This is a genomic window from Roseomonas populi, assembly GCF_024594815.1.
GTDB lineage: Bacteria > Pseudomonadota > Alphaproteobacteria > Acetobacterales > Acetobacteraceae > Roseomonas > Roseomonas populi.
Genome location: NZ_JANJOU010000028.1, coordinates 1 through 13,034 on the forward strand (window position 1 = coordinate 1; position 13,034 = coordinate 13,034).

General features: G+C 67.3%; 10 protein-coding genes and 1 pseudogene. 5 read left to right on the plus strand and 6 right to left on the minus strand.

What is annotated here, in order from left to right; translation table 11 throughout:
* Positions 1-442 precede the first annotated feature (442 nt).
* Together NRP21_RS23480 and NRP21_RS23485 are read left to right on the plus strand one after the other, a co-directional pair.
* Positions 443-1,141 (plus strand): tyrosine phosphatase family protein, encoded by a 699-nt coding sequence (locus NRP21_RS23480; protein ID WP_257718673.1) that lies wholly within the window; start codon positions 443-445, stop codon positions 1,139-1,141.
* A 16-nt stretch (positions 1,142-1,157) separates the two neighbouring features.
* Positions 1,158-1,805, plus strand: coding sequence for a 3'-5' exonuclease family protein (locus NRP21_RS23485; RefSeq protein WP_257718674.1), 648 nt, complete (start codon positions 1,158-1,160; stop codon positions 1,803-1,805).
* Between the two features lie 259 nt (positions 1,806-2,064).
* Here the strand turns inward: NRP21_RS23485 and NRP21_RS23490 are convergent, their stop codons facing one another.
* The 3 genes from NRP21_RS23490 to NRP21_RS23500 all read right to left on the minus strand — a co-directional run bounded on the left by NRP21_RS23490 (position 2,065) and on the right by NRP21_RS23500 (position 6,039).
* Positions 2,065-3,339, minus strand: coding sequence for an SEL1-like repeat protein (locus tag NRP21_RS23490; protein WP_257718675.1), 1,275 nt, complete (start codon positions 3,337-3,339; stop codon positions 2,065-2,067).
* Between the two features lie 331 nt (positions 3,340-3,670).
* Positions 3,671-5,236, minus strand: a complete 1,566-nt coding sequence (locus tag NRP21_RS23495) for an ABC transporter substrate-binding protein (RefSeq protein ID WP_257718676.1) — start codon at positions 5,234-5,236, stop codon at positions 3,671-3,673.
* Positions 5,233-6,039, minus strand: a complete 807-nt coding sequence (locus NRP21_RS23500; RefSeq protein ID WP_257718677.1) for an alpha/beta fold hydrolase — start codon at positions 6,037-6,039, stop codon at positions 5,233-5,235. Before NRP21_RS23500 ends, NRP21_RS23495 begins: the two co-directional genes overlap by 4 nt.
* A 160-nt stretch (positions 6,040-6,199) precedes the next feature.
* Between NRP21_RS23500 and NRP21_RS23505 the strand changes: the two genes are divergently transcribed.
* From NRP21_RS23505 to NRP21_RS23515, 3 genes are all read left to right on the plus strand, one after another.
* Complete coding sequence (locus NRP21_RS23505; protein WP_257718678.1) at positions 6,200-7,060, plus strand: helix-turn-helix domain-containing protein; 861 nt, start codon at positions 6,200-6,202, stop codon at positions 7,058-7,060.
* A gap of 400 nt (positions 7,061-7,460) precedes the next feature.
* Complete coding sequence (locus NRP21_RS23510; RefSeq protein ID WP_257718679.1) at positions 7,461-9,191, plus strand: ATP-binding protein; 1,731 nt, start codon at positions 7,461-7,463, stop codon at positions 9,189-9,191.
* Positions 9,192-9,367: 176 nt separating this feature from the next.
* The gene (locus tag NRP21_RS23515) at positions 9,368-10,012 is read left to right on the plus strand and encodes a DUF3182 family protein (RefSeq protein WP_257718680.1); all 645 of its coding nucleotides are present in this window, start codon (positions 9,368-9,370) and stop codon (positions 10,010-10,012) included.
* A gap of 120 nt (positions 10,013-10,132) precedes the next feature.
* Here the strand turns inward: NRP21_RS23515 and NRP21_RS23520 are convergent.
* From NRP21_RS23520 to NRP21_RS23530, 3 genes and pseudogenes are all read right to left on the minus strand, one after another.
* Positions 10,133-11,208: pseudogene (locus tag NRP21_RS23520) on the minus strand (IS3 family transposase).
* Between the two features lie 95 nt (positions 11,209-11,303).
* On the minus strand, positions 11,304-11,939 hold the full coding sequence (locus NRP21_RS23525; RefSeq protein WP_257718681.1) for a calcium-binding protein: 636 nt from the start codon (positions 11,937-11,939) through the stop codon (positions 11,304-11,306).
* Between the two features lie 135 nt (positions 11,940-12,074).
* Positions 12,075-12,281, minus strand: a complete 207-nt coding sequence (locus NRP21_RS23530; protein WP_257718682.1) for a hypothetical protein — start codon at positions 12,279-12,281, stop codon at positions 12,075-12,077.
* Positions 12,282-13,034: the final 753 nt, after the last annotated feature.

The window sequence follows — 13,034 nt, forward strand, 5'->3', positions numbered from 1 at the left end:
GCTTTGGGTACCTCTGCCGCCCGGCCCATCCATCCCAAGCACCTACAGCGACCCCTTGACCGCTATAGGAGCTTCAAGGCCTGTTGTAACTGCGCCTCTCCGGCCCTCCTCAACGTGGAGGATGAAGGCCGTCGCGGCCTGCGTCCTTCACACGCGACGAGCCGTATCAGTGCAGGGCGAGGCTCAATACAGCAGGAGCCGGGCAGACGAGCCCGACGGTACTGCAGGCCACCACCGGCCCTCGGAGCACATCCACCTTCTCGGCAGCCATTCGCGCCATGCGGGGTCGGCTCGAGAGCACCAGGGATGGCGACCGTCTCTCGGGAGACGTGCCGGCTTCAAATACCGGCGATGGCTGATCCGCGAAGGACGGCTGCGTCAAAGGAACTTCTGCCCTCGACACAGCGGCCCGCAGAAGAGTTCCGCACCCTGCTCTCACCAGATGCACCCCAGCGAACCGCGCTGTGGTGGCGCGGATGTCCGCTCGAGCACTCCCGGACGGAACACCGCAAAGCGATCTACCCGTACCCTCAAGACTATCGAAAAGAGCCATGACATCGAAACCATTTACAACGAGCCGCTCGGTGTCTCGGCCCGCACTTGGGCCCGCCGCCACGGGCACGCGTTCCCGGGCGTGATCACGGTGGAAGATCCGGATCAGCCGGCGAGTGACCTCGTCCGCTTCGAGCAGCAGCCACCGGATCACCTGGTGCTGCGCTTTGTCGACCTCGACAGCCCCGCGCCCTCGCCCCACACCGGCCTGCCAAGGTTCAGGATGGCGGACGAAGCCGACCTCGAGCGCGCCCTTGCCTTTGGCCGGGCGAAGAGCCGGGCCCGGTTGCTGGTCCACTGCAATGCCGGAATCGGCCGGTCGACTGCCGTTGCCTTCGCTATTCTCGCCGACCGGCTCGGCCCGGGTCAGGAGCAGCAGGCGCTGGACGAAGTGCTTCGCATCCGACCGCAGGCCGTTCCCAACCTCCATGTCGTCGATCTCGCGGACAGGGTGCTCGGCCGAGGGGGTGAACTGGTCCGCGTCGTGGCTGCCTGGGACGCGGCAAGACCGGATAACGCCCGGCATCGCTCGTACAACCGACTTGCACATTTCGTCTTCAACAGCATGCGTCTTGATCCCGGCCATTGAGGTGGGAAGGAACACCATGATCATCTTTCTGGATTTCGAAGCGTCCTCGCTGGCTGTGGCCTCATTCCCCGTGGAGGCTGGTTGGGTGACGGAGGACGGAGAAGGCGAAGCGCATCTCATCCGCCCCGCGCCGGGGTGGGACGACTGGTCCGCGGAGGCCGAGAGGATGCACGGTTTGTCTCGCGAGCACCTCGCGCGGGAGGGGAAGTCCGTGGAGGAGGTAGCCCGGCGAATTCTGGACGTGCTCGGCACGGAAGGGGTGACGGTCGCGACCGACGCGGCCAGGTGGGAGCAGATGTGGTTGAATCGCCTGATGCAGGCGGCCGGGCTGATGCACTCGATCAAGGTCCTCGAACTCGAGCGCGAGGTTCTCCTGCCCGAGGCCCAGCGCATCCTCCATCTGGCGCCGGCCGAGGGCACGCGCGGCGCGCATCTTGCCCGCGGCGCTCTCCTCGACCGCGCCAGTGAGATCGTGGGCGACTCCCAGCATGCCGAGAAGGAATTGCGGCGAGTCCGCCATCGCGCCCTGCAGGATGCCGAAGGCATGCGCTGGTGGTGGCTGGAGGTTCGGGAACGCGTGGCAGAGGCTCTCGGAGAGGAGTACGGCAGCCGTCTACTCGCGCGGAAAGGATCGGTTCCGCCCGGCATCCTGGGCTGGGATTGATCTTCCCGCTTCCGCCTATCTGGGTGAGCGGAGACCTGGCTCGTGCGTGCCGGCGAGGTGTGGCGACCCGATCCCGGCTCCCGCGTCCGGCGAAGATGCCGCCGAGCCGCGACTTCCGTTCTGCGCCCATCCCAGCGGTTCGCGTGCCTCTATCGCCTTCCGGGAAGCGGAAATTCGTCCACCCCGAGTGGCCTATAGCTGCTTGGGGTCGAACGCGGCCTCGCCAGGGCGCGGCAAAGCCGGGCAGAGACCGGGAAGCTCAATCCACCGCTTCCGATACGAGCCGGAAAAGAACGGCAAGCGTCCGCCGCGTCCGCTGCGCCGCATCGTAATCACCCCTCGGCGCCGTCATGTACGCGCAGGACGCGAACTGATTGTACCGTTTCACGTCGCGATCGCATCGCGCGATCCATGGCGCGGAACGCGCGTCGGCCAGTCCGTGAAGCGCCCGCGCGTCGTCGCAGACCGTCTTCGCGTTATCGGTGCAGGCCTGCGCGAACGCGATGTAGGTGAGGTAGTCCGCCCTGTCCTCGTCACGAACCGTGCGCCCGCGTCGCGCCTGGATGGCCTTGCCGAGGAAATGGCAGCCTTCCGGATCGATCAGGATGGCCGTGTTGTGGAAGAAGCAGGCCTTGGCAAGCGCCTCGAAAGCCGTGTCGAGGTCGCGCTGCACGCCGGTCCCGGTGAGGTACATCCAGCCGATATACTTGCAGGCATAGGGCCCCTGGCCGGTGTCGTCGCCATCGCACGTGGTCGCCAGCCTTTGCCGGGCGCGAGCGTAATCCCGCAGGTGCCGGTCGTGCAGGTACAGCTTGCCCGCCTCGTAGCATCCCAGGGTCGTGATGCGCGCGTCGCATGACATGTCGTAGTGTTCCAGCGCCCCGCCGAGATCGCCGCGCCGCGACGCGCTGACGCCCCTGCTCCAGCACGTGTCGACGTTGAAATCGGCCTCGCAGGGCGGGGATTGCGCGGCGCGAACGGGGTCATGGATGACGTAGTTGGGGAACGACGCGCCATCCGACGTTCGCTCCCGCCCGATCGCACGCAGGCGGGCGAGCAGCCCGTCGGGAGTGCGTGCGATGCTGTCCGGCCGGCACTCCAGCCGCGCGAGCTGCGTGCCCTGGCGATCGACCGTCAACAGTCCGAACGGGCGGAGGGTGGATGAGCCGGACCCCGCCCCTTCCCGAAAGCCGGCGGCGAAGTGGTAAGCCGTGTCCCCGTTCCTGAAGGTGACAACTTCGTCGATCGTGTTGCCGGGGCCGTTCTGGCGCCGGTAGTCGAGATCGGCCAGCGAACTCGAGAGGGTCAGCTCCGGGTTCTGCTGCGGTGGGCCGTAGCGGTAGGTTGCCCGATCGCCCTCGAGGACGACCGAGGCTTCCCGGTTCTGCCCTGCGATCCGGCATGTCAGGACCACCTGCGTGCCGGCTGGGTCGGCCACAGCAGCGAGCGTGACCGTGCAGGAACCCACGACGGCAACGGCGATTGCCAGGGCACGCAGCATTCTGGAGCCGTTCGAGATGCAGTTGGCGCTCATTGCCCCTCGTATCCTGCGGATGTTTGCGTGATCCGGATCGAGGGCCAGCTTAGCCTGCCTCGCACGTGTCGCGAACCGGCCGTGGGTGCCGGCCCGGATGGTATCGAGGAGGACGCACGTCAGGAAGTGGTAGGGCAGCGCTGGGGGGATAGCGAGAGTCGGCTCCGGGTCGGAAGCGGCCGAGAATCCTCCATCCCCTGGATCCCGCTTTCCCAGACGCTCCGCCCAGAAGCAGAAGTTCCGCTTTCGGCCAGCCCCGGGCAGAGGCAAGCGAGTGCGTTTGCCTCTGCCTGACAGGCCACCCTCCCGCTCGAGCTCTTGTGAATACAGGTCAGTCGATCCGCGTGAGCCAGAGCTTGATGACGTTGTCCGGCATCAGCGGTGTGGCGACATTGGCCCGCACGCCCCAGGCGAGGAATTGCTGGTGCAGGGGGATATGCCCGATCTCGTCCCGGTGGATCCGCAGGACCTCGCCGATCATGGCCCGGCGTCCGGCCGCGTCGGTCTCCCGCTGGATGCGCGGGATCAGCTCCTCAATCCGGGCGTTCTCGTAGCCTCCGGAGTTGAAGGCGCCGTGGCCGTTCCGCGGCGCCGCCGCGATGGAGACCAGGGGATTGAACGCGTCGTAGGTCGGGGTGGACCAGGATTGCAGGTAGAAGCTGGTGTCGCGAGAGAGCACCTTCTGCGACCACTGGGCGCGCGGGCGGATGTTCGGCACCACCTTGATGCCGATTCGGGCCAGCATCGGCACCACCGCCGTGCAGATGGCGGCGTCGTTCACCAGCCGGTCGTTCGGGCAGTCCAGCCCGATTTCGAAGCCGTCCGCGTAGCCCGCCTCGGCCATCAGACGTTTGGCCGCCTCCACGTCGGTCCGCGGCCGCAGGTCCAGCGCGGCGTCGTAGCCCTCGATCCCCGGCCCGATGATGAGACCGGCCACGCGACTTTCCCGCCGCATGATCCGCTGGTGGATGGCCTCCGCATCCACCGCCAGGAGCATGGCCCGGCGCACACGCAGGTCCTTCAGCGGGTTGCGGCCGCGCAGCGGGCTGTCCGTCAGCTGCTCCCGCGCCTGATCCATGCCGAGGAACACGGTCCGTATCTCCGGCCCCTGCAGCACGCGCAGGCCCGGCGCGGCGGCGATGCGCGGGATGTCCTGCACCGGCACCGGCTCCATCAGGTCCAACTCGCCCGAGAGCAGGGCGGCGACGCGCGTCGCGGAGTTGCCGATCGGGCGGAACACCACCTCCGTCAGATTGTGGCGCGGCGTGTCCCACCAGCCCGGATTACTGGCGAGCACGGTGCGGCTGTCAGGCTCCCGCAGCACCAAGCGGAAGGGGCCGGTGCCGTTGGCGTTGCGGCTGGCGAAGTTGTCTTGCCCCTTGCGGATGTCCACCGGCTGGGTGGCGTTGTGCGCCTCCGCCCATGAGCGGGACATAATGCCGAGGAAGACGATCTCCCGCGGCAGGATGGGGTTCGGCCCCTTGGTCTCGATCTCCACCGTCATCGGATCGGGCGAGGTGACGGCCCGGATGGTGGCGGTGGCCACCTTCATATCCGATCCGTCCGCCATGGCGCGCTGGATGGAGAAGACCACGTCGTCCGCCGCCAGCGGCGTGCCGTCCTGGAAGCGCACGCCCGGGCGCAGGCGGAAGCGCCACATGTCCGGCCGCGCCTGCTCCCAGGAGACGGCGAGAGAGGGCTCCAGCTCCAGCATCTCGGTCATGCGGAGCAGCGATTCGTAGATGTTCGCCAGGGTGGATTGGGTGAAGGTCTCGTAGAGGCCGTGCGGGTCCATGGTGCGGATGTCGCCGACCGAGGCGTAGCGGAGCGTCCTGGCCTGTGCAGCGGGCGCCAGCAGGGCGAGGCCGCCCGCGAGGGCGAGGATGGCGCGCTTCATGCGGGGACCTCCGGCTGGAAGCGGCTGTCGGGCAGCCGGGTGAGGAAGCGGGCGAGGGCGGTGTCGAACGCCGCGGCCGCCTCCCACATCGGGGCATGGCCGCTCTCCGGGAAGACGACCAGCTCGGTATCGGGGATCCCGTCCCGCAGGCGGTGCGCGTGCTCCATGGTGCGGCCATGGTCGCGGGCGCCGTGCAGGATCAGCGTCGGTGCCCCGATGCGCGGCAGGCGCGGTTCCTGGTCGGTGGCGACAAGGCTGAGCTGGGCGTCGATCATCCCCTGCAGCGGGGCGCGGGTGGCCGTATCCACGTACTCGTCGAACAGTGTCTGGTCCGGAATCTCGGCGAACCAGTGGCGGCTAATCGCCTCCAGGTTCTCGCGGCTGCCGCCGCCCTCCTCCAGTTGGCGCAGCACCTCCATGGCGATGCCGTGGTTGCGGATCGACGGACCGGTCCCGACCAGCACTAGGCCCGCGACCACCTCGGGATGGCTGATCGCGGCCTCCTGGCAGACCACGCCGCCCATGGAATGGCCGCAGATCACCGCCCGACCGGGGGTGAGCGCCCGGATGAACCCGGCCAGTCGGCGTGCGAAGGAGGGGATGTTGTAGCCGGCTGGCGGCGGGTCGGATTCGATGAAGTTGTTGATCGCCAGGCCCCGCCAGCCAGCCGGCAGGGCCGCCATGGTCTGCCACCACAGGCCGGAGCTGCTTCCGAAGCCGCCATGGACAAAAACGATGCAGCGGTCCCCGGTTCCCGCCTCCTCGTAGGCCACGCGGGAACCTTCGACGGTGACGCTTTGCATATTCCATCCGCAACCTGTTCGGTGGGCGCAGCATCCAGGCGCCCCGGGCATCGCTCAAGAACGGAGAATGGGCGGACTGGGAGGATGCCGGCCCCGTGGTCAAATTCAGGCTGGCGTCCCGAAAAGAGCACCATGGCACGAGTCCTGCTGGTCGTCCCCCATGTCCGACCTTCGGCGCTACCCCGGCATCGGTGAGAGGCTGCGCGCCCATCGAATGGCCAGCGGCCTGACGGCGGACGACATGGCCGCGCGCCTCGGCATCTCGCGCACGGCCCTCTACCGCTACGAGCGGGGGGAGCCGCCGAAGCTGCCGACGCTGGAACGGGCGGCGGCGCTGCTGAACTTGCCCCTGGGCACCTTGCTGGGCGTCGGCGCGGAGTGGTTCGCCTCCGCCGGCGCCTTCTTCGAGCGGCTTCGCCAGTTGGAGGAAACGGCGGAACACATCTTCGTCCTCTTCGGCACCGGCTCCTTCCTCCTGACGTCGGACGCTTACGACCTGGTGCTGCCGGACCTCGTGCGGGAAACGCTGCCGCCCGGAACGGACCCCGCGCCGTTGCTGGCCACGCTGCAGGCCCGCAAGGCGGCCTATCGCCGCCGCCGGCCCTCCATCGCGGCCCTCGTCTCCCTACCGGAAATCAGGGACGCCCTGCGCGAGGGCATCGCCGGGACCGCCTCGCTATCGGAGGTGGAACGGGAGCGGCGGCGCTCCCTCGCGCGGCACGAGGCGAAGTCCGCCGCCGTGCTGGCCGAAGCGCCGCCGCGCGGCGTGCAGGTCGCGGTCCTTCAACGCCCGGTCCCGAGCACGGGCTTCTCCATGGCGAGAGGACGGGGAGAGACAAGCCTGGCCATCAGCCCCTTCCGGATCGGCGCGCATGCCAACCTCTCGGCCGGCATTGCCATGGTCACCCGTGCCCCGGATGCGGTTCGCCTGCACGACGAGGTGGCGGACAGCCTATGGCGCGAGGCGGCCAAGGGTGAAGCCGCAGCACGCTTGATCCGTGCCGCTCTCGAAGCAGGATGACCCTTTAAGCGCAAGGGCAAGCCAGATGGCTGACGCAGAGGTCTGCTCTCTCTCGTCCCAGTCTGGATTCGGCTATGCCGCTGTCGACCACACCCCGCAGTTCCGCTGAGCGCCCAAGGACGTCACCGCCTCCGGCCGCTGGACCGCCGACAGCCGCACCCCGCCTTCCAGCAACACCGCCGTTAGCCTGAAGCGCTCCGGTGGCGCGGGTGGTGACCAGCACTCGTAACCAGCCGCGTCAGCGACGGCCCAGGCGGTTGTACTAGGGTCTGGGCCTCAATGGCCCAAGAGGGGCTGCTTCGGATGCTTGGTGGCCCCTTTGCTTGTTCAATTTCCGCCCTATCTCTGGCCCTCTTTACACTGGCCTCCCGCAGGCTGGATCGATTGCTGGGGGCCTTCGATGGATGAACCAGACCAAGCGGCCGGGGTGGCCAGCGGCATCCCGGCGGAAGGCTCGATGGACCAGGGAGCACTGGAGCCCTTGGGCCGCCCCGGCCTGCATCACTGGAAACAGGCCGAGATCACCGACACCACCCTTGACGATCGTGGCAGCGTCTTCTTCGCCGCCGTCGAGATGACCCGGATGCCGATGATCCTGGCCGATCCCCGCCAGGACGACTGCCCCATCGCCTTTGCCAACAATGCCTTTCTCGACCTGACCGGCTACGAAGAAAAGGAGGTGGTCGGGCGCAACTGCCGCTTCCTCCAGGGAGCCGGGACTGACCCCGCCCATGTCCGCCAGCTTCGAGAGGCCATTCAGGAAAAGCGGCCTGTTGCGCTGGAGATCCTGAACTACCGTCGCGACGGCACGCCGTTCTGGAACGCCATCTTCATGGGCCCGGTCTTCGACACGGCGGGCGAGCTGATCTTCTTCTTCGCCAGCCAGCTTGACGTCTCCAAGCGCCGGGAGAGCGAGCAATCCCTCCGCCAGGCCCAGAAGATGGAAGCCATCGGTCAGCTGACCGCGGGGCTGGCGCACGACTTCAACAATCTCCTGCACGTCATCGACAGCAGCCTGGAACGCATGAAGGCCAAGCGCTTCGACGATCGTGCCTTCGAACGCTTCCACGACGCGGCTATGGCTGCATCGGATCGTGGGGCCAAGCTAACCCGCCAGCTCCTGGCATTCGCCAGGCGTACTCGGTTGGAGCCCAAGGGCGTCGACCTGACCGAGCTGGTGAACTCATTCACCGAGTTGCTGGACACCTCCGTCGGCGAAAAGGTCGATCTGCACCTCAACCTGCAACGCCGCCTGCCCCAGGTGAAGGTGGACCCCAACCATCTGGAGATGGCTCTCCTCAATGTCGTGGTGAATGCCCGCGACGCCTCGCCCACAGGGGGCGCCATCACCATCACGACGCGGGCCATCCATCTGAACGGCGACGCCGCTGCCCGCCATCTGGAACCGGGCGACTACGTCCTGCTCTGTGTCAGCGACGAGGGCGTGGGCATGCCGCCCCATGTTCAAGCCCGGGCGGTCGAGCCCTTCTTCACCACCAAGGGTCCGCAGCACGGCACGGGTCTCGGCCTCGCCATGGTACACGGCTTCGTCCAGCAATCTGGTGGGCGGCTTGAGATCGAGAGCGAGCCCGGGCGGGGAACGACCGTCCGGATGCTCTTCCCCCGCTATGTGCCAGAAGTGGAGGCGAAGGGGACGAGCCATACTGGCTACCAAGCCCAGGCGGTCGAGGCCTCGGCCCGGGTTCCACTCATCCTGGTCGTGGATGATGGTCGCGAGATCGCCGAGATGGCTCGCGAAGCGCTGGTCGAGATAGGCTACCGGGTGGCCGTCGCACATAGCGCCGAGGAGGCGATCAAGGCTTTCAATGACGCGGCCGCGAGCGGGGATGCCTTCGACCTTGTGTTCTCGGACGTGCTGATGCCCGGCGGAGCCAACGGGTTGGTCCTGGCCGAGCAGGTACGCGAGCGGTCGCCGGGCACGCCCGTGATCCTGACCACCGGCTACAACGACGAGATGTCGATCGATGGCCCGCAGTCGGTCGCCCTGGAGGTGCTGGGCAAGCCGTACAAGCGAACTGAGCTGATCGACCGCGTGCAGGCCGGGTTGCGGCGGGGTGCCCGAACCGGGCCGGGAAGGGAGACGTCCGACTTCGGCCACGCGGAGGCTTGATAAGGTGAGGCTTGTCGTCGGCATGAAGTCCTGATGGCGGCTCAAAGCACGTTCTGAAATCGACGTTAGAGCATCATCATCATCTCAGGTGCATCATGCTCAACGACGTCCGTCCGGAGGTCGGGTCATTCCCGGCTGCCTCGACGCCGCTTGTGGCGAGGTCTTCTCTCGAAGGGGTGCCCCCCCTGGCGGAGGAGCGAGAACACACCTCTAACGAGCACGACCGCGCATCGCGCCACGTGCTGCTGACGCGGATCGCCGGGTTGCTGAGCGTCCCGCTCCTCCCGGCTGTCGAAGCGGCGCAAGCTGCCGATCGGGCCGTCTTCCTCGTTCCAGGCGACACGATCGAGGTAACTCCGGGGCATGGCCTCGGCGCCCTCTCTCCTTCGCGGATCCTGGGCGGAATTCTCCCCGCCATGTTCGTGGGAACGAAGGCCATTGCCCATGGGCTGGTGGACCCGGCTGCGGCATGCCCGCCCGAGTGGTCCCACTGGATGGCCGAGGAGACATCGGATTGCGTTCTGCGCGGCTACACGGCCTTCACGCGGAACGATGCTTTCAGGGCCGGGCGCCTGCTGCTCACCCACGGTCCGGCACGGTTGAAGGATGTATGCGGCAAGGCCGGGCTGAGCCAAGCCGTGGTGCGGAACGAGGCGGAACTCGCCGCTGCCCTGGCCCTGGAAGACCCAGATAGCCTCGCCCGCTGCGGCCTCGTGCTGGAGCAGGATCTCGTCGACGTTATCACTTACAGCGTCGGCAGCGCCCAGCTGCGCGGCGAACGGATCAGCTACTGGGGTCAGCAGAACCTGACGAAGGACTGACCAGCCCCCATGAGGGGATCCGGCCGAAATCTTAGTGGATCCTGGTGTTGACCCTGTACCCGGAAGTGGTCCGGCTCATGGGAGAGCCGGCCGGCTTCTTCAGGGGCCGTTTGCGGCCGCCTAAGCAGCAAACTCGAGGGGCGTGAGGTGCCCCAGGGCACTGTGAGGCCGGGACGCGTTATAGTCCCTCCTCCAAGCCTCGATCTTGCTCCTGGCGTCCTCGAGCGACAAGAACCAATGGGTGTCCAGGCATTCGTCCCGGAGCCGTCCTTTGAAGGATTCGATGAAGCAGTTGTCCGTCGGCTTCCCTGGTCGGGAGAAGTCCAGCGTCACAGCATTCTCGTAGGCCCAGCGGTCCAGCACCTTCGAGACGAACTCCGGCCCATGGTCGACCCGGATCAACTGCGGCGCCCCGCGCTGCAATACGATCCTTTCGACGGTCTCGACTACGTGCTCACCGCGGATGCTGCCATCCACGACGACCGCCAGCGCCTCACGGGTGAAGTTGTCCACCAGCGTCAGCGCCCGGATCCGGCGTCCGTCGAACAGCGCATCCGACACGAAGTCCATCGACCAGTGCTGGTTCGGCCTCAGCGCTGCGTCGCGCTCCAATCGCCGCGCCGCCGTGACGTGCCGCCTCGGCCTCTTGCGCCGTAGGCTCAGCCCTTACAAGCGGTACAGCCGGTAGACCCGCTTCCGGTTCACCCGCCACCCTTCCCGTCGCAGCAGCACGTGGATTCGCAAATAGCCATAGCGGACCCGGACGGCCGCGATCTCGCAGATCCGCATCCGCGGGTGCGCCTGGCCGTCCCGGCGAGCGCGATAGCGCTGGGAGGAGCGGTGGAACCGCAGGGCCGCGCAGCCCCGCCGCTCGCTTACCCCGAACGCGTCCTGCACGTGGCGGACGAGTTCGCGCCGGCGGCCAGGCGTCAGAGTTTTTTTGCCAACACGTCCTGCAGCATGGCCTTGTCGAGGCTGAGGTCGGCCACGAGCCTTTTCAGCTTCGTGTTCTCCTCTTGGAGCTGCCGCAACTGCCGCAGCTCGGACGGGCCGAGGCCCCCGTACTTCTGCTTCCAGCGGAAGAAGGTCGCCTCGGACACCCCCATTTTGCGACAGACCTCGGCCACCGGCGTGCCCAACTCCGCCTGCTTCAGCGCGAAGGACACCTGCTCCTCTGTGTAGTGGCTCTTCCTCATCGGCGGGCCTCCATCCAGGTTAACAACCCTGCCGGAAGCCTCTCAGATCAGCCGGACCAGTTTCCAGGTTTGAGGTCAAGTCAGAACTCTGAGCCTCAGACCAGCTGGATCTTCTCGATCTCGGAGAAGCGCAGGGTCTCGCCGCCGATGTTGATGGTGCCGCTGAAGGTGGCTGGATTGCCTTGGGCGTCGGTGAAGCTCACCGTCGGCCCTTGAGGGCTGCTGCCAACATGCATCTGCAGGTTCACGTTGCCGTCCAGCGCCAGCGAGGACTGCAACTGGTGCAGGTTCACGTTGTCCAGCTGCAGCGTGTCGGTCCCTGAGCCGCCCTCGAACCGGTCGCTCCCGTCACTTGGCGCCCAGATGAAGCTGTCGTTGCCCGCGCCGCCGTAGGCCACGTCCGCCGCGCCGTCACCCACGCCGCCGTCCAGGCTGTCGTTGCCTTCCCCGCCCTGGAGCTGATCCTGACCGGCGCCCCCGTTGAGGGTATCGTGGCCGTCGCCCCCAAAGAGCAGGTCGTTGCCGACGCCGCCGCTGATGAGGTCATTCCCGGCCTCGCCAAAGACTTGGTCGTTCCCGGCACCCGCAGCGATGGTGTCGTTGCCAGAGCCGGAGAAGATGACGTCGTCCTGGCCGGTGCCGGTGACCATGTCGTTCCCCGCTCCCGTCTGTTGGAAGGCGCCGCCCACGACCTTATCGAGGCTGTCCAGGGAGAGGGGCTTGGGCGGCATGGCGGGGTTCCGGGACCGGGTTGGTTCCGAGACCATACCGGCCTGTCAGGATCTTTGACGAGGCGGGCCGCGCCGATTTCTGCGATCGGCTCCGCCTATGAAGAAGGCCTTCAGGCTTCCATACCAACCGGCCCCTTACGCCCTCTCCACCACCACCGACACCGTGGGCGCCAACCGCGCCTCGCTGGCGACATCCTCACCGAGGTTTTGCCCCAGCACCTCCACTACGACGATCAAGCCATCCTCCGCGGCGGCCAGCATCGCGACGTTCAGCGCCTGGGCTGCGGCGCGCACCCTCTCGGCGTGTTCCATGTCGCGGCGGTGCTCGGGCAGGAGATCCATAGGGCAAGGATGGCATTCGCTAGATGGCACGTGGAAGGCGAAACTGCCGGCTCCTGCCGTCCGTTGAAGCCCTGTCGCGTGCGGGCGGCCCTGGAGGTGGGGCCAGCAATCCGGTCCCCCTGGGGTCGCTCCCCTTACGGCCAACCCGCCGCCTCTCTCCCCTGATGGTCAGCGTCGCTTCAGCGGCAGCGCCCCGTTCCGAACCATGATGACCACTACGTCCAGCACGCTCAGGGCAGTCTCTATCGGGTCGCCGCGGAACACGACCGGATCAGGCCTCCACAGGGCCAGCTCACGCCCCGTGTCATCCAAGACGGCAAGGTCCCAACCGCCTCTCCGATAGAAGACCACAGCGCGCAACGCTTGGTCCTCATGAGCGAACTGGCGGGTGAGGTGAGGCCCTTGCGCGTGGTCGCCATGGCAGTGGTCGCCCGGTCTATCCGGCGTGTCACGTCGGCCAGTTGCCGCGCCTCAGCACGAAGATCTCTGGATATCGCCTCGATCTCCTGTGCTCAGGCAGGAGGTATGGCGGTCCCCAACGATGCGCAACAACAACCTATGGTGTGACAGCCTGCGAACAGACGCGGTGCCAGCATGACCGGCCGCGCCATTATAGCCGCCATCCTGGCCGACGGCGCCACCTACCGGGGGCTGGGGGAGACGCTGGGCCTCCAACCCGACGCCGCCAGAATGCGCGCCAAGCGCGCGGGGCTTCGGCCCCGCCACCGCAAGCGCCCCGCCAATCCGGAGACG